The sequence below is a fragment of the Ewingella sp. AOP9-I1-14 genome (assembly GCF_052375995.1).
GTDB lineage: Bacteria > Pseudomonadota > Gammaproteobacteria > Enterobacterales > Enterobacteriaceae > Ewingella > Ewingella allii.
In genome coordinates this window covers 512,068-533,355 of the sequence record NZ_JBQSVA010000003.1, presented here as the reverse complement: position 1 = coordinate 533,355, position 21,288 = coordinate 512,068, and the positions used below count along the sequence as shown (strand labels likewise).

Sequence of the window (21,288 nt, the reverse complement as noted above, 5' to 3'; positions counted from 1 at the left end):
AGGTGGACAATGTTAGAGCAAATTTGCCAACTGGCGCGCGAGGCGGGTGACGCTATCATGGCGGTGTATGACGGTGAGCAGCCGTTAGACGCCCGCCAGAAAAAGGATGACTCTCCGGTCACGGCGGCGGATATCGCGGCTCACAACGTGATTAAGCAAGGTCTGGCGGCGCTTGATCCGCAGACGCCGATGCTGTCCGAAGAAGACCCGCAGAGCTGGAGCGAGCGCCAGAGCTGGACTCGCTATTGGCTGGTCGATCCACTGGACGGCACCAAAGAGTTCCTCAAGCGCAATGGCGAGTTCACCGTGAATATCGCGCTGATCGAAGACGGCAAGCCGGTGCTGGGCGTGGTGTATGTGCCGGTGACCGGCGTGATGTACAGCGCGGCAGAGGGTAAGGCGTGGAAAGAAGAGAAGGGCGAGCGCAACCAGATCCGCGTACAGGAAGCCCATCCGCCGCTGGTGGTGGTAAGCCGTTCGCACTATGACAACGATCAGGAGTTGCAGGATTACCTGACTCAGCTCGGCGAGCACCAAACCGTGGCTGTAGGCTCTTCGCTGAAATTCTGTCTGGTGGCGGAAGGCGCAGCGCAGCTCTACCCGCGCTTTGGGCCAACCAATATTTGGGACACCGGCGCAGGCCATGCCGTGGCGATTGCCGCAGGCGCGGTGGTCAAAGACTGGACCGGGCAAACCCTGCTCTATACGCCGAAAGAGTCATTCCTTAATCCGGGCTTCCGCGTTTCATTATTCTAGTGAAGTAAAAGATGCCATAAAAAGAAAAGCGCCGACGGGCGCTTTTCTGTTCGAGTCTTCCTTGCCGGCAATTACTCCTTCACCAGCTTATGCAGCAGATCAATCACCTGTTTGACCTCGGTCTGGGTCAGCGCGCCATCTTTGGCAAATTTAATCATCCCATTCTTATCTAGCACCACGATGGCCGAGCTTTTCGGCTCCAGCTGCCATGCTTTTTTCACCACGCCGTTGCTGTCGACAATCACCTGTGACCATGGGAACTCCTTCTTGCCGCCCTCGATGCTTTTTCGCACAAACATGCCGGTGCCGATAATGGCGTCATCAGTATTCACGATTGTCGTCGTTTGGTAACGATCGTGAGGTAGATTGGCTGCCCTGATGGCATCGACCAGCGGCGCATTCAGCTCTTTAGCGCTGCTGCGCCCGGCCATGTGCTGCACCACGCGGACCTTGCCCGGCAGCTTGGCACTGTTCCAGCGGGCGTAGCTGAACTCATCGTTGACGTAATTGAGTTCGCCTTTTTCGTCCACGCCGACCGCTGGAAGGCGATTATCGATGACCAAATTGTGGGCTGAGGCGAAGAATGGAAAAATAACTAAGGATATAATTAGCAAGCTTCTTAAAGTCATAGTGGCTCCAGAGAAAAGGCGACAAAACGTACCGACCCGACAATCATAGAAGTTGTTAAGTGGTCTGTCCTGTTGAGATGTTAACAGTGTGTTATAGCTTACAGAAATGACATAGATTGAAGGGTTATACTGTTGGCATAAGGACTATTCTGAAAGCGTACTGTCAAGGTAGGTAAAAGCAGTTAAATATACTGGCAGAACCTGAACTCCCTGCTATGTTATATGTCTACTCACTGCGAATATGATTCGATTCAGGCTTTCATCGCAGCTTTAACCTGAGCCTGAGCACGCAGTGATTTATCGGAGGAAAGTAGAAAAATGAGAATCTTCCAGCGCTACAATCCGTTGAAAGTAGCCAAGTATGTTAAGACGTTGTTCCGCGGTCGTTTGTATATTAAAGATGTCGGCGCATTTGAGTTCGACCATGGCAAAATTTTATTGCCGAAAGTACGTGATAAGCGCCATTTTAGTGTGATGTCTGAAGTTAACCGTCAGGTTATGCATCTTCAGGCCGAAATGGGCTAAGGCCCTCAGGCGCGCACAACAGCGAGTTTTCTGTTGTACGCGCCATTATGTTTCTCTTCAATCCTTGACTCCCCCTTCGCTTCAAACCGGCCGTTTCAGCTTTGCTCGCAGCGCCTCCACTTCCTTACGACAAATACAACCTTCGAGATGATCGTTCACCAGCCCCAGTGCCTGCATTAATGAATAGGTGGTGATTGGCCCGACAAAGGTCCAGCCGCGCTTTTTCAGGGCTTTGGACATGGCGAGAGAGGCGGCGCTGGTGGTGTTTTCATGCCAGTAAGCCAGATTGACGGTTTCCGGCCGCTCCTGCGGCGACGGCTCAAACTGCCATATCCACGCCGCCAGGGAGCCAGCTTCTTGCACCAGTTCAATCGCGCGTTTGGCATTGTTAATGGTGGAGAGGATTTTCGCCCGGTTACGCACAATGCTGGCGTCTTGCATCAGGCGCTCAACGTCCTGCTGGTCGAATTGCGCGACAAGATGGAAGTCGAAGTCGTTGAAAGCCCGGCGGAAATGCTCGCGCTTGTTATAAATCAGCTTCCACGACATGCCCGAATGAAAGCCTTCGAGACAGATTTTTTCAAACAGCCGCTGGTCATCCACCACCGGATGGCCCCATTCGTTATCGTGATAGTCCGGCATGCTTGGTTGCCAGAAGCAGCGAGGCGTCCCGTCTTCAGCCACGATCAGCCCTGATTCTGTATTGCTCGATGCTTTGCTCAAACCGCGCGCTCCATAGCTGGGGGATAAACTTACCCTAGTGGGCTTTGTGGCGCCGATCAATCCGCATAAAAAAATCCGAAAACGCGATGAACGTTTCCGGATTCCGTTTTCGAGATGGATTTAGCGCGCGGCTAACGACGGTTAGTGGTCGCCGTTTTTCTCAGCCAGCTTGTTCGCGGCTTTCTCATCTTTGATCTCTTGCGGCGTTTTTGGCAGCAGAGGCGCGACCGGTTTGTCAGTGATGCGAGTCACCAGCAGCTGGTCAATCTTGTAGCTGTCGATGTCTACCACTTCAAACTTGTAGCCCGAGAACTTGACGAAATCGGTGCGTTTCGGGATTTTACGCAGCATGAACATCATGAAGCCGCCGATGGTTTCATAGTTGCCAGACTGCGGGAACTCTTCGATATGCAGCACGCGCATCACGTCTTCGATTGGCGTACCGCCTTCGATAAGCCATGAATTCTCGTCACGGGCGACAATCTGCTCTTCCATGCCCTGACCGACCAAATCGCCCATCAGGGTGGTCATCACGTCATTCAGGGTGATGATGCCCACGACCAGCGCGTATTCGTTGAGGATAACCGCGAAGTCTTCCCCGGCGGCCTTGAAGCTTTCCAGCGCCTCGGAGAGGGTCAGGGTGTCCGGCACAATCAGCGCCGAGCGAATCTGCACGCCGCTGCTCAACATTAGGCTCTGATTGCCCAATACGCGGTTCAGCAGGTCTTTGGAATCGACATAGCCCACGACCTGATCGATATGACCGTCACACACCAGAAACTTCGAGTGCGGATGGGTGGCAATCTTCTGTTTGATGCTGTCTTCGCTCTCGCGCAGGTCAAAGTAGATCACGCTTTCGCGGGAGGTCATGGAAGAAGGCACGGTACGAGATTCAAGCTCAAACACGTTTTCAATCAGCTCGTGCTCCTGCTTGCGCAGCACGCCCGCCAACGCACCGGCTTCAAACACGGCGTAAATGTCGTCGGAGGTAATGTCGTCGTTGCGCACCATTGGCAGTTTGAACAGGCGGAAAATCATATTTGCCATGCCGTTGAAGAACCAGACCATAGGGCGGCAAATCATGAGGCAGAAACGCATCGGGTTGACTATACGGACGGCAACCGTCTCAGGTGAAATCATACCGATGCGCTTCGGCGTGAGGTCAGCAAACAGAATAAACAGGCTAGTGACCAGGACGAAGGAACAGATGAAGCTGACTTGATCCGCCAATTCCGGCGACATGAAGCGAATAAAGAAAGTCTGGAAAGCAGGGGAGAAAGCCGCATCACCGACAATACCACCCAAGATGGCGACGGCGTTCAGGCCGATTTGTACCACGGTAAAGAACAGGCCAGGGGTTTCCTGCAATTTCATCACGCGGGAGGCATTGACGTTTCCTTCGTCTGCCAACTGTTTAAGTTTAATTTTTCGAGAAGCGGCCAGCGATATCTCCGACAGGGAGAAAAAGGCACTGATCGCGATGAGTAAAAGAATCAGTAAGATACTGTTTAACATAATCTATCCGTTTAACACCGACCTAAAACCGGCAGGGAAGGGTACTCGTTGGGTTGCTGTATAAAAGAAAAATCATCAAGGGCGAAAAAATCAAAGATAACAGCTAGAAATACTCTGATTGGGCCACATTCGCGGCCCGCATAGTATAGCGGAGCCGCGATATTGCCGCCAGCGCTTAAAAATTCTCCTGCATCGCCCGTGCTGCGGGGCTTTTCGCCATCCGCGCCACGGGCAAATTGGCAAATCATCAGCGCGTCGGTGGCAGACAAACGCCAATGCCGCCTAACCCGCAATAACCCTCTGGGTTCTTGAACAGGTATTGCTGGTGGTCATCTTCGGCATAGTAGAAAGGCAGCGCTTCGCTGATTTCCGTGGTGATGTGGCGCTTGTCGTTGGCGGCGTCCATAGCATCCTGGAAACGCTGGAGGCTCGCCAGGGCAGCGTCCTGCTGCGCTTCGCTAAGCACGTAAATCGCCGAGCGGTACTGAGTGCCGATATCGCCACCCTGACGCATGCCCTGCGCCGGATCGTGATTTTCCCAGAAAATTTGCAGCAGCTTTTCATAGCTGATGATGGCCGGATCGAACACCACGCGCACCGCTTCGGCATGGTCGGTCTGGCCGGTGCACACTTCGCGGTAGGTCGGGTTGGGGGTGAAGCCGCCGGTGTAACCTGCCGCCGTGCTGTAAACCCCTTCTTGCTGCCAGAACAGGCGCTCAACGCCCCAGAAACAGCCCATGGCGAAGATTGCCACGTTCATTTCATCTGGAACGTGAGTCATGGAGTGGCTGGTCACGGCGTGAGTGGTCGCAACGGGCATTGGCGTGGTGCGGCCGGTTAAGGCGTCTTCTTGCTTCACCCGTTGAGTTTTGTCAGAGCTATTTTTATCAGATTGTTGAACCAAAACGGACTCCAGTTGTTTCTTTAATAACCTGTTACGGTCAATAGTTTGCTGTTAGTTGTATCTGATTGCGACTTTGCACACAATACGGGAGACGTTGCTCTGTCGTTGACGATTTTTAGGGAATTAGCACTAAACTACGTGAATTAGATTTTAAAGAGGCGAATCTGCCGACTTTCGGCATTAATTCCCCGGCAGGCATCTGATATTTTAACAGGATAGTAAAATCAGCAGGAGCGCTTGTGCCACGTTACCACCGTAAACTCTTTGTGTTAGGTCTGTTGCTGGCCCCCTCGCTCTCTATGGCGGCGAAAGTGCGCTTGCAGTTGGAAGGTCTGGAAGGCGACCTGCAAAAGAACGTCCGTGTCCGACTCTCCTCAATTCAGAGTGACGAAGTGGGGGCGGACGGGCGTTTCCGCGCGCGCGTCAGTGCGGCTATCCAGCAAGGCCTAAGGCCGCTGGGGTATTACCAACCGACTATCGATTTCGACTATCGAGCGACCCCGCCGCCGGGCCGTCCGGTGCTGATTGCCAAAGTCACGCCCGGCATTCCGGTTAAAATCGCCGGGACCAGCGTGGTGATTGAAGGCCAGGCGAGCAAGGACGATGAGTTTGAAGCGCTAAAGAAGTCGCGCGTCCCAGCCGTGGGCACCATCCTCAATCACGGAACCTATGACAATTTCAAAAGCGCGCTGACCGGCGCTGCCGTGCGTAAGGGCTACTTTGACGCGGACATGCGCAAGAGCCAGCTCGGCGTGATAGAAGATGAACACAAGGCGTTCTGGGATATCCAATTCGACAGCGGCGATCGCTATCACTTTGGGCAAGTGAATTTCCAAGGCTCGCAAATCCGCGAAGAGTATCTGCAAAATCTGGTGCCGTTCCATCAGGGCGACTACTACAGCTCCTCAGATCTGGCGGAGTTGAACCGCCGTCTGTCCGCGACGGGCTGGTTTAACTCGGTGGTGGTCGCGCCTGATTTTAGCGACGCCAAAGCCACCAAAACGCTGCCGCTGAATGCCGTGGTGACGCCACGAACCCGCAACACCTTAGAAACCGGTGTCGGTTACTCCACCGACGTCGGCCCGCGCATTAAAGCCAACTGGAAGAAGCCTTGGGTCAACGATCGCGGCCAGAGCATTGAAAGCACCATCAATCTCTCCGGCCCGGAGCAGTCGCTGGACCTGAGCTATAAAATCCCCCTGCTGAAAGCGCCTCTCGAGCAATATTATCTGGTGCAGGGCGGCTTCAAGCGTGAAGACCTCAACGACACCAAATCGGACTCCAGCACCGTCAATCTGGCGCGTTACTGGGATCTGAGCAGCGGCTGGCAGCGCGCGGTTAACCTGCGCTGGAGCCTCGACCACTTTACCCAAGGTAATGTCACCAACACCACCATGCTGATTTATCCGGGCGTGAGTGCCAACCGCACCCGCCAGCGCGGCGGTTTGATGCCGACCTGGGGCGACTCCCAGCGCTATTCGCTCGACGTGTCTGATACCACCTGGGGATCGGACGTCGACTTCGCGGTGGTGCAGGCGCAAAACGTCTGGATCCGCACCTTGGCGGAGAAAAATCGCTTCGTGGTGCGCGGGAATTTGGGCTGGATTGAAACCAACGACTTCGAGCGCGTGCCGCCATCCCTGCGCTTCTTCGCCGGTGGTGACCGCAGTATTCGCGGCTATAAATACAAATCTCTGTCGCCAAGAGACAGTGACGGCAAGCTGACCGGTGCGTCAAAACTGGCGACCGGCTCGCTCGAATACCAATACAACGTGACCGGAAAGTGGTGGGGCGCGGTGTTTGTTGACTCCGGCGAAGCCGTAAATGATATCGCCAAAAGCAATGTGAAAACCGGCGCGGGTGTGGGCGTTCGCTGGGCTTCCCCCATTGGGCCAGTCAAGTTCGACATTGCCGCGCCCGTGGCGGACAAAGATGAGCATGGATTGCAGTTTTACATCGGTTTGGGTCCAGAATTATGAGTTTGTTTAAAAAGATCTGTATTGGTTTCCTCATCGTTCTGCTGTTGCTGCTGGGCACGGTGGCGTTTCTTATCGGCACGCAGACGGGCCTGCATCTGGTTATCAACAGCGCCCAGCGCTTTGTCCCCGGCCTGAAGATCGACAGCGTTGAGGGCGGCTGGCGCAACCTCCAGTTGAAAGGCCTGCATTACCAAATGCCGGGCGTGGATGTGAAAGCGGGCGAGTTCCACCTGTCGCTCGACCTCTCGTGCTTTAAAAACAGCGCGCTGTGCGTCAACGCCATCGGCCTGAGCGACGTGGACGTGGCGGTGAAAACCAATGAAATGACGCCGTCCCAGCCCGCCGCCGAGCCTGAAAACAGCGAGCCGCTGACCAACCTCAGCACGCCTTACCCAATTACGCTGCGCGCGCTGACGCTCAATAATGTCAATGTGACCCTCGACGACCGCGCCATTTCGCTGGGTGAATTCAGCACTGGCGCGCAGTGGACGGATCGCTCGCTGCATCTGACCCCGACTCATATCGGCGGCCTGCTGATTGCCCTGCCGAAGACCCCGGCTAACCCTCTGCCAGAGGTGGTTCAAGCCGCGCAAGATAAAGCCGTGGAGAAAGCCACCGGCAAACCGGCCGAAAAACCTGTTGAAGCCCCGCCAGAGAAGCCGCTGGGTGAAACGCTGCAAGAGCTGTTTGCCAAGCCATTGCTGCCAGAACTGCCTGACTTCCGCCTGCCGCTGGACCTGAATATCGAGCAACTAACGGCGGACAATTTACGCCTGACGGGGGATACCGACGTGTTGATCACCCGCTTCGCGCTCAAGGCCAGCTCGCAAAATCAGATTGTGAAGCTCGAGCAGCTGCAAGTTCGTTCCCCGCAAGGCTCGTTAGACGGCGTTGGCCAAGCGACGCTGGAAAACAACTGGCCGGTGGACATGACGCTGAACACCGCGCTGAACGTCGATCCAATCAAAGGTGAGAAGATTAAGCTGAAGGTGGGCGGAGGTCTGCGCGATAAGCTGGATCTCGGCATTAACCTCTCAGGCCCGGTGCGCGCCCAGCTGGCGCTGCAAACCCAGCTCGCCGAGGCGGGCCTGCCGCTTAATCTGACCCTGAACAGTGACGCGCTGCAATGGCCGCTGACCGGCACGCCGCAGTATCAGGTCAAAGGCTTCAAACTGAAGTTTTCGGGGAAAGCGACGGATTACGCGCTCTCTCTGCACTCTGACTTCAGCGGCGACCAAATCCCTCCTGCCACCTTGACCGTGGATGGCAAAGGTAACGTCGAGCAGTTCAAACTGACCCTGCTACGCCTGGCCGCTCTGCAGGGTAATACTGACCTGACGGGCATTGTGGACTGGAGCAAGGCGATTAGCTGGAATGCCTTACTGACCCTGAATGGCATCAACACCGCCAAGCAGTATCCTGACTGGCCAGCCAAATTGCAGGGCAAAATCGCTACGCGCGGCAGCCTGTATGGCGGAAGCTGGCAGATGCAGATCCCGACGCTGGAGCTGGATGGCAACGTTAAGCAGAACCTGGTGAAAGCGCGCGGGAATCTGCGTGGCAACAACTACGGCCAGTGGGATATTCCTCAGCTGCACCTTGAGTTGGGCCGTAACAACATTGATGTGAAAGGCTCACTCAGCGATAAATGGGCGCTGGACGCCAACATTGACGCCCAGCATCTGGACGGCGCGCTGCCGGGACTGGGCGGCGTCGCTAAAGGCATGATTCAGGTGCGCGGCGACTTGAAAGCGCCGAAGCTGCTGGCTGACCTGACCGCCAGCCGCCTCAAGTGGCAGGCGCTGACCATTAACCGGGTGGACATCAAAGGTGATGTCAGCTCGGCGGAGCAGATTGAGGGCAACCTCGCGGTTCGTGTCCAGCAGCTTAAGCAAGATGCTTTGGAAATCAGCAACCTGACGCTAGATGCCAAAGGTAATGAGAAGCAGCATCAGCTTAAACTGAATGTCGAAGGCAAACCGGTTTCTGGCCAACTGGCCCTGACCGGCAGTTTCGACCGCGCCACAGAGCAGTGGAAAGGCAACATCAATAACACGCTGTTTGATACGCCAGTGGGCGCGTGGCGCTTGAATCGCTCGATTGCGCTGGAGTACTTCAACAAAGAGCAGCGCGTTACCGTCGGCCCGCACTGCTGGCAGAACCCTAATGCCGACCTTTGCGTGCCGAAAACCATCGAGGCGGGAGCCAGCGGGCAGGCGAGTTTGCAGCTCAATCGCTTTGATTTGGCGATGCTCAAGCCTTTCCTCGGCGACGATACCAAGCTGAGTGGCGTGTTTACCGGCAAAGCCAACGTGGCGTGGAAAGCTGACGGCGGCTTGCCGCAGGGCAGCGTGTCGCTGGTGGGTAACGGCGTGAAGGTACAGCAACTGGTGAGTGGCAACCCCCTGCCTATCGCCTTCGACACCCTGAACCTAAATGCCGGCATGAACAACGGCCGCGCGACGCTGGACTGGTTAATCAAGCTGACCAACAACGGCCAGTTCGATGGCAACGTGCAAATCGCCGACCCGCAGAACCGCCGCAATCTCAGCGGGACGGTGAATATCAATCGCATCTCGATGGCGCTGATCCAGCCGATTCTGGCCGATGGCGAGAAGGCCTCGGGCCTGCTCAACGCCAACCTGCGTCTGGGCGGCAACGCGCAGAAGCCGCAAGTGTTTGGCCGATTGGCGCTGTCAGATATCGACTTTGACGCCGAATTCATGCCGTTTGATGTCACCAGCGGCAATCTCAATATCAACTTCAACGGCATGTCGTCGCTGATGGATGGGGTGATCCGCACCGCCCACGGCCAGCTGGCATTAAACGGCAACGCCGACTGGAGCGTGCTGAACGCGTGGCGCGCCAGAATTGCCGCCAAGGGCGACCGGGTGAGGGTTTCCGTGCCGCCGATGGTGCGACTGGACGTCTCGCCGGACGTGGTGTTTGAAGCCACGCCGCAGCTGTTCTCGCTCAACGGTCGGGTGGATATCCCGTGGGCGCGCATTACCGTGCAGGAGCTGCCGGAAAGCGCGGTGGGCGTCTCGTCCGATGAAGTGATGCTCAATGACCAGCGCCAGCCGATTGCGGCGCCGTCGACCTCGATCCCCATCAACAGCAATCTGATGGTGAATATCGGCGATGACGTGCGTCTCGACGCCTTCGGCCTGAAAGCCCGTCTGAAAGGGGCGCTCAAGGTCGCGCAGGATAAACACGGTCTGGGGTTAAACGGCCAGATTGATATTCCTTCCGGTCGTTTCCACGCTTACGGGCAGGACCTGATTGTGCGTAAAGGCCAGCTGCTTTTCTCCGGCCCGGCCGACCAGCCGCTGCTGAATCTGGAAGCGATTCGTAACCCAGACTCGACCGAAAATAACGTTATTGCCGGTTTACGTGTCACGGGCGAGGCGGATTCGCCTAAACTTGAAATATTCTCAGATCCGGTGATGTCGCAGGAACAAGCCTTGTCCTACCTGCTTCGCGGCCAAGGTTTGGACAGTTCTGGTGCCGATAGTGGCGCGATGACCTCAATGCTTATCGGTATGGGGGTTGCGCAAAGTGGTAAACTTGTGGGTAAAATCGGCGAAGCATTCGGTGTCAGCAATCTGGCGCTGGATACGCAGGGCGTGGGGGATAACTCTCAGGTGGTGGTCAGTGGCTATGTTTTACCGGGTCTTCAGGTGAAATACGGTGTCGGTATCTTCGACTCGCTGGCTACGCTGACTCTGCGTTATCGTTTGATGCCTAAACTTTACCTCGAAGCCGTTTCGGGTATCGATCAGGCATTGGATTTGCTTTATCAGTTTGAGTTTTAACTCATGTGACTTTTACTATACGAAACCAAACATGCGAATAATTGTTTATGGCAGTTTACGACGCAAGCAAGGCAACAGTCATTGGATGACGAACGCTCAGTGGTTGGGTGACCACGAGCTGGAAGGCTACGCGCTCTATAATCTGGGGCACTATCCGGCAGCCGTTCCAGGGGATGGAAAAGTCTATTGTGAAGTTTACCGCATCACGTCATCCATTATGGCTGAACTGGATGAACTGAAAAGTAATACAAAAGATTATAAACGTGAGCTGATTTCCACTCCGTACGGCAGTGCCTGGATCTACCTCTATATACGTTCGCTCGAAGGCGTACCGCGTATTGAAGGTGGTGATTGGCTCAAGCGTGCGGAAGATGTGAAGTAAGAACGCTGAGCAAGGTCGTCGTTCCGTTGATACCAAACACATCTCTTCTAAAACCAGGGAGAGAGACATAAAAAAAACACCGTCCAATGGGCGGTGTTTTTCTTTTTATACGGCCTGCCGTTCGGCGACCGTAAAGCTCAAACAATTACTTGTTTTTAGCGCGTTCGAAAGAGGTCACGATCTCTTCCTTCGCGGCAGCAGCGTCAGCCCAGCCGTCAACTTTAACCCATTTGCCTTTTTCCAGCGCTTTGTACTGCTCGAAGAAGTGGGTGATCTGGCCGCGCAGCAGCTCTGGCAGGTCGTTCACATCTTTAATGTGATCGTACTCTTTGCTCAGTTTGGTGTGTGGTACTGCAACAACTTTGGCATCTTCGCCAGATTCGTCGGTCATTTTCAGCACGCCAACTGGACGGCAGCGAATGACTGAGCCTGGTTGCAGTGGGTACGGCGTTGGGACCAACACGTCTACCGGGTCACCATCAAGGGACAGGGTGTGGTTGATGTAGCCGTAGTTGCATGGGTAGAACATCGCAGTCGACATGAAGCGATCCACGAACAGTGCACCGGTATCTTTATCTACTTCGTATTTGATGGGATCAGCATTAGCTGGGATTTCGATAACTACGTAGATATCTTCTGGCAAGTCTTTGCCTGCCGGCACATTGATTAAGCTCATTTTGGTTTCCTTCATTGAACCAGGAATTGGAGTGGCGGACATTATAGCCAAGTCCGTCACGATTTCCTGTCCTTTTCGTAGTAGGGATTTCTGGTGTTTCTCTCTTTTTCCCTGCTGTTAATCCCTATTGTTTGGCATGAAAGTTTTCTGAGTCCTCGCTTTACCGCCTAACTGCCTGTTTTACGGTTTCTTCTCAAGATTTTCACAAAATAGTCGATAACAAATGACATAAAAAAGTCTGCGGCATCGACAGATTACCTCTCTTCATTTTCCTCCATTTCCTAAACCACCGGATAACACAGCATGTTGAATAAGTTGAGCGTAAAGGCAGGATTGATCGCCTTGTTAGGGGTAATGACCCTGATTTTATTGTTGGTCAGCGTCTTAGGAGCCAACGCCATTCGTCAGAGCGCCTCCTCGTTACAGCAAATTAACCAGTTGCAGGGTGAAGAGTTGGGTTCGCTGGCGGAAAGTTACAGCTTCTCGCTGCGCGCTCGCGTGGCAAGCAGCGTGGCCGTGCGTCAGTTGGAAATTGGCATGATGGATGACTCGAAGGCCACGGCGGGGCGAGTGGCAGGCTATTTGAAACAAGCCGATGAGAAAGTGGCTCTGTTTGTGGGGATTGATGATGGCAACGAGCAGGGGCGTGCGCTGACCAAGGCCTTGAAAGACGCCTATGATGCTTATAAAGCCAACGGTTTGCTCCCCGCGCTGGCGGCGATTCAGTCACAAAGCAGCGACGCCTATTACGACGTGTTAGAAAACAAAATAACGCCGTACAGCAACGCCTACGATAAGGCACTGAGCGATTTCCGCATTTACGCTCAGGAGAGCACTCAGCAGCGCATTGAGCATGCTCGCGCCCAGTCGCGCATCCAGCTGACCATTATTATTGTTGCCTGCATCGCTGCGATCTCTATCGCACTGCTGTCGTGGTTCGCGTTGCAGAAAATCATCATGCATCCGCTGAGCACCTCGATTGCCCAACTGGAGTTCATCGCGGCGGGCGATTTGACCCATGACATTGATGATTCGCGTAGCAACGAAATGGGCCGTCTGCTGCGTGCCATGAAGAAGATGCAAGACTCGCTGGCGGCCTCCGTTGGCCGAGTGCGCGATGCGGGCAATCAGATTGACGTCGGCACCCGCGAACTGGCTGCCGGAAACGTGAATTTGGCGCAGCGCACCGAAGAGTCGGCGGCTTCGCTGGAAGAGACGGCGGCCAGCATGGAGCAGTTGACCTCTACGGTGCGTATGAACGCCACCAACTCCGAGCAGGCGAATCAGCTGGCGCAGAGTGTCTCGAGCATTGCCGATAAAGGCAGTCAGGTGGTGAATCACGTGATGGATAAAATGCGGGCCATCACTGACAGCTCGAAACGTATTACCGACATCATCACGGTGATTGACGGTATTGCCTTCCAGACCAATATTCTGGCACTGAACGCCGCCGTTGAAGCTGCTCGCGCCGGTGAGCAGGGGCGCGGTTTTGCCGTGGTGGCGGGCGAAGTTCGCAGTCTCGCGCAGCGCAGCGCGCAGTCGGCAAAAGAGATCAAAGAGCTGATTGTGGACTCTGAAAGCCGCATCTCGGAAGGGGAAACCATGGTCAAATCGGCGGCCGGCACCATGACTGAGATTGCCAACGAAGTGCGCCGTGTTACCAGCTTAATGCGTGAGATTTCTATCGCCACCACCGAGCAGACGCACGGTATCGAGCAGGTGAATATCGCCATTACCCAAATGGATCAGGTGGCGCAGCAAAACGCCGCGCTGGTGGAAGAGGCGACAGCGGCAACGCGCTCGCTGGAAGAGCAGGCGCAGTTACTGGCGCAAAGCGTGTCGGTGTTTAAGCTCAGCCAGCAAGATTTGGTATAAATCGAATCCAAACTAATGGCTTGGGCAAATAAAAAGGTTCGGCACATGCCGAACCTTTTTTATGTAAGTGATGTACAGAGATAACGCGTTCTTATTGTGGGTAAGCGTCGTCTGGGAACTCAGCGATGAAGCGTTCTGCATCTTCAACCATTGAACGGTTGCCGACGAAGAAAGGTGCGCGCTCGTGCAGCTTTTGCGGAATGATGTCCAGAATACGGTTTTTACCATCGCTGGCTTTACCACCGGCTTGCTCGGCAAGGAACGCCATCGGGTTGCACTCATACAGCAGGCGCAGTTTACCGGTAGGGTGACTTGCGGTGCTTGGATAGATATAAATGCCGCCTTTCAGCAGGTTACGGTGGAAATCCGCTACCAGAGAGCCGATATAGCGCGAGGTGTAAGGGCGATTTGTGGCTTCGTCCTGCTCCTGACAGTACTTAATGTACTTCTTCACGCCGAGCGGGAATCTGATGTAGTTGCCTTCGTTAATAGAGTACATGTTGCCCTTCGCTGGGAAACGGACTTTTTCATGAGACAAGCAGAAGACGCCGAGTGAAGGGTCATAGGTGAAGGCATGAACGCCCGCGCCCGTGGTGTAAACCAGCATGGTGGAGGAGCCGTAAACCACATAACCTGCCGCGACCTGACGGTTGCCCGGTTGCAGGAAGTCAGCTTCGGTGACCGGCTGGCCCAGTGGAGTGGTACGACGGTAAATAGAGAAGATGGTGCCGACAGAGACGTTAACATCAATGTTGGAGGAGCCATCAAGGGGGTCCATCAGGATCACGTATTTTGCATTTTCAGCACGTTCCCCTTCAAAGACGACGATCTCATCTTCTTCTTCCGACGCGATACCGGCAATTTCGCCGCGCGCTAACATCGCCGCTTTTAACTTTTCATTGGCGTAAAGGTCGAGTTTCATTTGAACTTCGCCCTGCACGTTTTCTACACCACTTGTACCGAGAATATCGACCAGCCCGGCTTTGTTGATGTCCCTATGAATGATTTTTGCGCCGAGTTTTATTGCTGAAAGGAGAGCGGTCAGCTCGCCGGTCGCATGGGGAAAATCCTGCTGCTTTTCAACAATAAATTCGCCTAACGTTTTCATGACGCATTCCCTAAATCTAGGATGGATAACGGTTTATTAATAAAACCTTAACATGAGCACGAGCAGTTTAGCCCAAATATATGGATGAATCCTAGGCAAATCCATTTCTTCTGGAGGATTCTGAGCGGTAGAATAGCGGCTGACTTAAAGGCATTAATGGAAAACATATGCGCATTCATATTCTTGGGATTTGCGGCACCTTTATGGGCGGGCTGGCAATGCTGGCACGCGCACAAGGGCATCAGGTTACCGGTTCAGATAACAACGTTTATCCACCAATGAGTACGCTGCTGGAGAATCAGGGTATTGAACTGATCCAGGGTTACGACCCCGCGCAGCTCGAGCCTCGTCCTGATCTGGTTATCATCGGCAACGCCATGACGCGTGGAAACCCGTGCGTGGAAGCCGTGCTGGAGCAGGGCATTCCTTACGTTTCTGGACCACAGTGGTTACACGACCACGTGCTGCCGGGCCGCTGGGTGATTGCCGTTGCGGGCACCCATGGTAAAACCACCACGGCTGGCATGGTCGCGTGGATCCTAGAAGCCTGCGGCTACGAGCCGGGCTATGTCATCGGCGGCGTGCCGGGCAACTTCGACGTCTCTGCACGTCTGGGTAACAGTCCGTTTATGGTGATTGAAGCCGACGAATACGACAGCGCGTTCTTCGACAAACGTTCCAAGTTTGTTCACTACAGCCCGCGCACGCTGGTGCTGAACAACCTTGAGTTCGACCACGCTGACATCTTCGACGACTTAAAAGCTATCCAGAAACAGTTCCACCATTTGGTTCGTCTGGTGCCGGGTCAGGGGAAAATCATCCTACCCGACAATGACACACCGCTGAAACAAGTGATGGCGATGGGCTGCTGGAGTGAGCAGGAGTTTGTTGGTGAAGCCGAAACCTGCGCCTGGGATGCCAAGAAGCTGACCCCGGACGCCAGTTCTTTCACCGTCTATCTGCACGGTGAGAGCGTCGGCGAAGTGCACTGGTCGCTGGTTGGCGAACACAACATGCACAATGGCCTGATGGCGATCGCCGCGGCGCGTCACGTCGGCGTTAAGCCAGAAGATGCCTGCAAAGCTTTGGGCGATTTCATCAACGCCCGTCGCCGTCTCGAACTGCGCGGCGAAGCCTATGGCGTGAGCGTGTATGACGATTTTGCTCACCATCCGACGGCGATTCTGGCCACCCTTGCTGCATTGCGCAGTAAAGTCGGCGGTACCGCGCGCATTTTGGCCGTGCTCGAACCGCGCTCTAACACCATGAAAATGGGCATGAGCAAGAATGAACTGGCGCCAGCGCTGGGCCGTGCCGATGAAGTCTTCCTGTTACAGCCTCAGCACATTCCTTGGCAAGTAGCAGAAGTTGCTGAGCACTGTGTGCAGCCTGCTCACTGGAGCGCGGATGTCGACTCGCTGGCCGATTTAGTGGTGAAAGCCGCGCAGCCGGGCGATCACATTTTGGTGATGAGTAACGGCGGCTTCGGCGGCATTCACACCAAACTGCTGGATGCTCTGGCGGCGAAATCTGTGGCGGTCGAGCAGGAATAAGCTTCAGCCTGTTGGAACCTTCTTAAACACAGCTCCGGCTGTGTTTTTTTATGGCTGAAAGGCAGCGGGGCGCGGAAAAAAGGATAAAAAAAAGCTCCCGCAATACACGGGAGCCAAAGGGTGTCGTCGGACAGGACGACGAGGGTCTCGGGAAGTTAAGAGCACGGCAGTGGCAGTGTCAGCTCTCTTTCCAGCCTCAACAGCGCTTATTCTTATCGCTGGGTGGCTATTGAAACCGGGACTTCAATGCAACAATTTTTCTACTTATGAGGGTGACTCGCTTCGCTCAATAAAGCTTATTTATAGAGTTCAGCCGTCGCGTGATATGCGCCTTCGTTATAAGCCTCAATCACACGATAAGAGGTCGCGCCTTTGCTGTCGGCTTTGTCAGACAGTTGCTGGCGGATATCCATAGGTACGCCGTTAACGCCGCTGACGCTAATGGTACCCATAGGTTGTAAATTCTGTGCCTGATCGTTGGTGACCAAGTTGGCAGCTGAAGCGCCAAATGAGATGGCAGAGAACAGGCTAAGTGCAGCGATAGTAGTAGTGATTTTCATGACAATTTCCTGATATTTATGACGTTGATGCAGGTTATTTGATAGCAACGTCGATTCATGTTTTGGATTCATCAGGTCTGTATTATCAAGATTGAAGGGCGTTTTTGCGCTCTGGAAACTTGGTGCGTTGCAGCGATAAATCCGTTTTTTAATGCTTCGGCCTCTATTTCTTAGGCCAGATAATTTACCTTACTCAAACTTCTCTTACTAAAACGTCTGCGACTTCAACGTCTTATTGGTAAATCTCTGCCGTTGCGTGGTAGTTGCCTTCTTGGCGAACTTCAATCACGCGGAAGGCTTTTGCACCTTGCTCATCGGCTTTATCAGATAGTGCCTGACGAATATCCGTAGGAGCACCGGCCACGCCGCTGACGCTAACCATACCGACGGATTGCAGATTTTTTGCCTGATCTTGTGTGACAGGTTGTGCTGCAAATGCGCCAAATGACAGTGCAGAGAGAATGCTGAATGCAGCGATAGTAGTTGTTACTTTCATGATTGACCTCGTCTCTTTTATTATGTAGTCCGAACAAACAGTGATTCACATCACGGAAATGAGTATACATCTAGTAACCCGAAATATTAATAGTTTGCTAATAGTTTTTGGTGTGGTTATAAGGGGGCTAGTAGTGTTTTTAATAACAGAAAAGAATAAAAAACGGCTTAAAATTGACCTTTTGAGGGTATTGTCTTGATAAATTAGTGGGTTATGTCATTTGAGCTATTTGTGCTGAATATTGCAGAGATTCACACTATTGAAACCAGCATGTGAAGATGGTGTGACTGGTAGGGTCGTATTTAACAGGATGACATCATGTCAGGCCGGTTGGAAAACAACCTGATAGGTGGGTTTAAGGGTTAATAATTTATAAATAACCAGAAAAGAAGGTAGAAAAGGGTGCTCGCAGGATACCGTTCAGTACTTCACGGGTCACCTGCGCATATAATGGAGTGGCTTTACGCTGAGGAAGAGCGCGATTAAAGCTCTTGTTCGAACAGACTGAGAATGGCTTCGTACAGCTGTTTCACGCTAAACCCGCGGGCTGGCGTGGTGAAAATGGTGTCATCCCCGGCGATGGTGCCAAGAATGCCTTCCGATTTGCCTAATGAGTCCAGCAGGCGGGCAATAAGCTGCGCTGCACCCGGGCTGGTGCGGATCACCACAACAGCATCGTTATAGTCGATATCCAGAACCAGGTTTTTTAACGGGCTGGTGGTGGTCGGGACACCAATCTCGGCCGGCAGGCAGTACACCATCTCCATTTTCGCATTGCGGGTGCGTACGGCACCGAATTTGGTCAGCATGCGAGAAACTTTAGATTGGTTGATGTTCTCAAATCCGTCCTCTTGCAAAGCAAGGACGATTTCGCCTTGAGAACTGAACTTCTCTTCCTTCAATAAGGCTTTGAAGGCTTTAATTAGATCTTCCTGTTTGGCAGGATTACGCATTTTGCACCCTAAGGTCATAACGATAGTGCGGGTGATTATGCATATATATGAATTTTTATGCAATAAAGATAATCACTCATTACCCTGAGTTGTGCGCAATGTCTGGTTATACCCATTTATCCAGCGATGAATTTAGTAATGAATATGCTGGAATTGTGCATTGTTGACATAAGACATAGTTATTAAATTGTTATGGAATTGATATTGTCCTAATGCCATCAACGGGTGTAATGTAACCGCCGGTTAACCTGTCGTGTTTCGTGACGCTATTTTTATGATGTCATTGATTTATGCCATTGATGCATAAGCAAATAATATTAAATAAAGCCGACATACAGCCAAAATTACCGCGTAGCTTCTCAATCTCAGGTATAGAGATTGTTGCAGTAGTGCAGTGGATGATGGTCACTACCTAGATGAATTCACGGCGCTTTTTAAGTTTATGATAATAAAGGAGTATAGGATGAAAGTTGCAGTTCTCGGTGCAGCTGGCGGTATCGGCCAGGCCCTCGCCCTTCTACTCAAGACCCAACTGCCTTCAGGTTCAGAACTCTCTCTGTATGACATTGCCCCCGTTACCCCGGGCGTAGCAGTTGACCTCAGCCACATCCCTACAGCAGTAAAAATCAAAGGTTTCAGCGGTGAAGATGCAACGCCTGCACTGGTTGGTGCTGACGTGGTGCTGATCTCTGCGGGCGTAGCTCGTAAACCGGGCATGGACCGTTCCGACCTGTTCAACGTGAACGCGGGCATCGTCCGTAACCTGATTGAGCAAGTGGCTAAAACCTGCCCGAAAGCACTGATTGGTATTATCACCAACCCAGTGAACACCACCGTTGCGATCGCAGCAGAAGTGCTGAAAAAAGCCGGTGTTTACGACAAAAACAAACTGTTCGGCGTGACGACGCTGGATGCTATCCGTTCAAACACCTTCGTGGCTGAACTGAAAGGCAAACAGCCTCAGGACATCGAAGTGCCTGTGATCGGCGGCCACTCAGGCGTGACTATCCTGCCACTGCTTTCTCAGATCCCTGGCGTCTCTTTCACTGAAAGTGAAGTCGCTGATCTGACTAAACGTATCCAGAACGCGGGTACGGAAGTGGTTGAAGCGAAAGCCGGTGGCGGATCTGCAACCCTGTCTATGGGTCAGGCTGCGGCACGTTTCGGTTTGTCTCTGGTTCGTGCTCTGCAAGGCGAAAGCAACATTGTTGAATGTGCATATGTTGAAGGTAAAGGCGAACACGCCCGCTTCTTCGCACAGCCAATTCTGTTGGGTAAAAACGGCGTAGCCGAGCTGAAAAGCGTGGGTACTCTGAGCGCATTCGAGCAGCAATCTCTGGATTCAATGCTCGACGTACTGCGTAAAGATATCGAGTTAGGTGAGCAGTTCATCAACAAGTGATATCTGCCTAAGCAGTGCCAAATCAACCGCCGGTCTCCCCGGCGGTTTTTTTATGCGTTGTTTGCAAGAACCTCAGGCTTTATTTGGGGAACGGATTTTTCGCTCAATTCTTTTAGAGGTCGTAGGATCAAAATATCTGTTCGGCCAAATGAGGGAAGGGTGGATACCTATTGCATCAGCAATAATACGCTCTCCTTTAGGCCACGGCCGCGATAATGCATTTGCTAGGGTTGATGAACTCAAACCGGCCTCTCGTGATACTGCCGCCAGAGTGGTGCCTTTCTTGCGTAATGCAGCAATAATGTCTGCCTGATGCCAATTTTCTTTATGTCCTTTCATACGTATTCCCTTTTATTATCGGCAAGTTGATCGTCGTAATATTGATATGATTTTTGGTATCAAGATCCAGAATATGAGCTTTAAAAATGGATGTTCTTGGTTTCTGAAAAGCTTTTCATTTTTGGGAAAATATCTCTTTATTCTTGCTAACGCAAATGAGTAATACAAATTGTTCTAAATTAATGGCGCAAGTTAATCAAAATCGCCTATTTATTAGGAGGATAAATGAATGACTTTTTTTGCTACTTTAAATATATGAATAAGATGTCTGACTAATTATCGACAGCCGTGAGGTCTTTGGTGGCAAGTGAGTGAGGGTTGTAAAAGATTTTCGCTCATCACTTTTGTTTTTATCTCTATGAAAAATATGGGTTTAATGATTTTGTTTGGTTTGTTGACTAACTGTTTAATACTTTCCAAAAAACACTGATTGTGTATTTATTAACTTTCATAAAAAAGATTAATCGATATCTGGGCTTCTTTTGTTACTTATTGAAGTGAGTTAATCAGCTTTATTACTTCTATTAAGTAGTGCTATAAGTTATCTGCTTTTATTAAATCTAAAGCTAAACGGAAAGCAGAACAGGCCATTTATGGACATTTTCATGGTCTCAGCGCGTTATAACAGCATTCTTTTGTGCAAATGCACAATATGAAAAGGAACGTTATGAAAAAAGAGTGGTTTTCAGCGAGGGAATTAATTGGTTTCGACGGTCTGCCAAATTCAACTCAGGGCATTCACAGTATGGCACGGCGTCAGGCATGGTTAAAACGCCGTCGTTGGGGTGTTCAGGGACGCGCCGTTGAATATCACATTGGCACTTTACCGATTAAGGCGATGAATAGCCTGGAAATGAAAGAGCAGTCCGCTGAATATGTTTACACTGCTCATCAAGATCCTCTGGCGATTTGGATTGAGAGCTACAAACAGTTAAAAGAAGATGAGCGGGATTTAATTATCAAATTCATTGTGCGGGAAGGGATGTCAGAGGTGTTAAATCGATTGAGCGCTAAGCCTTATACGCCTGATGTCTGAAGCCATGTGAAATGACAACTGTACCGCAGCCGAATCGCGGTACAGCCGTTTTAAGAGGCGTG

The 21,288-nt window shown here is 52.4% G+C and carries 20 protein-coding genes; 9 read left to right on the top strand and 11 right to left on the bottom strand.

The features are described 5' to 3' along the window. Positions 1-9 precede the first annotated feature (9 nt). Complete coding sequence (gene cysQ, locus ACT3RT_RS12350) at positions 10-756, top strand: 3'(2'),5'-bisphosphate nucleotidase CysQ (protein WP_496203037.1); 747 nt, start codon at positions 10-12, stop codon at positions 754-756. A 71-nt stretch (positions 757-827) separates the two neighbouring features. On the opposite strand, the gene ACT3RT_RS12345 is transcribed toward cysQ, so the two are convergent. Continuing rightward, complete coding sequence (locus tag ACT3RT_RS12345) at positions 828-1,385, bottom strand: YtfJ family protein (protein WP_496203036.1); 558 nt, start codon at positions 1,383-1,385, stop codon at positions 828-830. A gap of 318 nt (positions 1,386-1,703) precedes the next feature. On the opposite strand from ACT3RT_RS12345, the gene ACT3RT_RS12340 reads away from it, so the two are divergent. Next, positions 1,704-1,910, top strand: a complete 207-nt coding sequence (locus tag ACT3RT_RS12340) for a DUF1107 domain-containing protein (protein WP_353500657.1) — start codon at positions 1,704-1,706, stop codon at positions 1,908-1,910. Positions 1,911-1,991: 81 nt separating this feature from the next. Here ACT3RT_RS12340 and ACT3RT_RS12335 read toward each other — a convergent pair whose 3' ends face one another. The 4 genes from ACT3RT_RS12335 to msrA all read right to left on the bottom strand — a co-directional run bounded on the left by ACT3RT_RS12335 (position 1,992) and on the right by msrA (position 5,052). Next, entirely contained in the window at positions 1,992-2,633 is a 642-nt protein-coding gene (locus tag ACT3RT_RS12335; protein ID WP_496203035.1) for a DNA-3-methyladenine glycosylase I, read from the bottom strand. 141 nt (positions 2,634-2,774) lie between these two features. Continuing rightward, positions 2,775-4,148 (bottom strand): polyamine export protein PaeA, encoded by a 1,374-nt coding sequence (locus tag ACT3RT_RS12330; protein WP_353500659.1) that lies wholly within the window; start codon positions 4,146-4,148, stop codon positions 2,775-2,777. An 11-nt stretch (positions 4,149-4,159) separates the two neighbouring features. Further along, complete coding sequence (locus ACT3RT_RS12325; RefSeq protein WP_353500660.1) at positions 4,160-4,417, bottom strand: hypothetical protein; 258 nt, start codon at positions 4,415-4,417, stop codon at positions 4,160-4,162. Beyond that, entirely contained in the window at positions 4,396-5,052 is a 657-nt protein-coding gene (gene msrA / locus ACT3RT_RS12320) for a peptide-methionine (S)-S-oxide reductase MsrA (protein WP_496200827.1), read from the bottom strand. Before msrA ends, ACT3RT_RS12325 begins: the two co-directional genes overlap by 22 nt. A gap of 299 nt (positions 5,053-5,351) precedes the next feature. On the opposite strand from msrA, the gene tamA reads away from it, so the two are divergent. The 3 genes from tamA to ACT3RT_RS12305 are packed head-to-tail and all read left to right on the top strand — an operon-like array spanning position 5,352 to position 11,228. Continuing rightward, positions 5,352-7,031 carry an autotransporter assembly complex protein TamA gene (tamA, locus tag ACT3RT_RS12315; protein ID WP_437342017.1) on the top strand — a complete coding sequence of 560 codons (1,680 nt, stop codon included), beginning with the start codon at positions 5,352-5,354 and terminating at the stop codon, positions 7,029-7,031. Continuing rightward, entirely contained in the window at positions 7,028-10,846 is a 3,819-nt protein-coding gene (gene tamB, locus ACT3RT_RS12310) for an autotransporter assembly complex protein TamB (protein WP_496203034.1), read from the top strand. Before tamA ends, tamB begins: the two co-directional genes overlap by 4 nt. A gap of 31 nt (positions 10,847-10,877) precedes the next feature. After that, complete coding sequence (locus ACT3RT_RS12305) at positions 10,878-11,228, top strand: gamma-glutamylcyclotransferase family protein (protein ID WP_034795217.1); 351 nt, start codon at positions 10,878-10,880, stop codon at positions 11,226-11,228. A 145-nt stretch (positions 11,229-11,373) separates the two neighbouring features. Here the strand turns inward: ACT3RT_RS12305 and ppa are convergent, their stop codons facing one another. Further along, positions 11,374-11,904, bottom strand: a complete 531-nt coding sequence (gene ppa, locus ACT3RT_RS12300) for an inorganic diphosphatase (protein WP_034795220.1) — start codon at positions 11,902-11,904, stop codon at positions 11,374-11,376. A 303-nt stretch (positions 11,905-12,207) separates the two neighbouring features. Between ppa and ACT3RT_RS12295 the strand changes: the two genes are divergently transcribed. After that, positions 12,208-13,779: a methyl-accepting chemotaxis protein gene (locus ACT3RT_RS12295; RefSeq protein WP_496200825.1), complete on the top strand. Its 1,572-nt coding sequence runs from the start codon at positions 12,208-12,210 to the stop codon at positions 13,777-13,779. A gap of 91 nt (positions 13,780-13,870) precedes the next feature. Here the strand turns inward: ACT3RT_RS12295 and fbp are convergent, their stop codons facing one another. After that, a complete protein-coding gene (gene fbp / locus ACT3RT_RS12290) occupies positions 13,871-14,887 on the bottom strand; it encodes a class 1 fructose-bisphosphatase (RefSeq protein WP_353500665.1) in 1,017 nt (338 codons plus the stop codon). A gap of 167 nt (positions 14,888-15,054) precedes the next feature. On the opposite strand from fbp, the gene mpl reads away from it, so the two are divergent. Continuing rightward, on the top strand, positions 15,055-16,440 hold the full coding sequence (gene mpl, locus ACT3RT_RS12285; RefSeq protein ID WP_496200824.1) for a UDP-N-acetylmuramate:L-alanyl-gamma-D-glutamyl-meso-diaminopimelate ligase: 1,386 nt from the start codon (positions 15,055-15,057) through the stop codon (positions 16,438-16,440). Positions 16,441-16,736: 296 nt separating this feature from the next. Here mpl and yhcN (ACT3RT_RS12280) read toward each other — a convergent pair whose 3' ends face one another. The 3 genes from yhcN (ACT3RT_RS12280) to argR all read right to left on the bottom strand — a co-directional run bounded on the left by yhcN (ACT3RT_RS12280) (position 16,737) and on the right by argR (position 18,449). Further along, on the bottom strand, positions 16,737-17,000 hold the full coding sequence (gene yhcN, locus ACT3RT_RS12280; protein ID WP_353500667.1) for a peroxide/acid stress response protein YhcN: 264 nt from the start codon (positions 16,998-17,000) through the stop codon (positions 16,737-16,739). Positions 17,001-17,232: 232 nt separating this feature from the next. After that, positions 17,233-17,496 carry a peroxide/acid stress response protein YhcN gene (gene yhcN, locus ACT3RT_RS12275; protein WP_100938234.1) on the bottom strand — a complete coding sequence of 88 codons (264 nt, stop codon included), beginning with the start codon at positions 17,494-17,496 and terminating at the stop codon, positions 17,233-17,235. 482 nt (positions 17,497-17,978) lie between these two features. Beyond that, entirely contained in the window at positions 17,979-18,449 is a 471-nt protein-coding gene (gene argR, locus ACT3RT_RS12270; protein WP_353500668.1) for a transcriptional regulator ArgR, read from the bottom strand. Positions 18,450-18,912: 463 nt separating this feature from the next. On the opposite strand from argR, the gene mdh reads away from it, so the two are divergent. Beyond that, complete coding sequence (mdh, locus tag ACT3RT_RS12265; RefSeq protein ID WP_034795231.1) at positions 18,913-19,851, top strand: malate dehydrogenase; 939 nt, start codon at positions 18,913-18,915, stop codon at positions 19,849-19,851. Between the two features lie 72 nt (positions 19,852-19,923). Here mdh and ACT3RT_RS12260 read toward each other — a convergent pair whose 3' ends face one another. After that, positions 19,924-20,190 carry a helix-turn-helix domain-containing protein gene (locus tag ACT3RT_RS12260; protein ID WP_353500669.1) on the bottom strand — a complete coding sequence of 89 codons (267 nt, stop codon included), beginning with the start codon at positions 20,188-20,190 and terminating at the stop codon, positions 19,924-19,926. A gap of 667 nt (positions 20,191-20,857) precedes the next feature. Between ACT3RT_RS12260 and ACT3RT_RS12255 the strand changes: the two genes are divergently transcribed. Further along, complete coding sequence (locus ACT3RT_RS12255) at positions 20,858-21,226, top strand: DNA-binding protein (RefSeq protein WP_396132291.1); 369 nt, start codon at positions 20,858-20,860, stop codon at positions 21,224-21,226. The last annotated feature ends 62 nt before the right edge of the window (positions 21,227-21,288 follow it).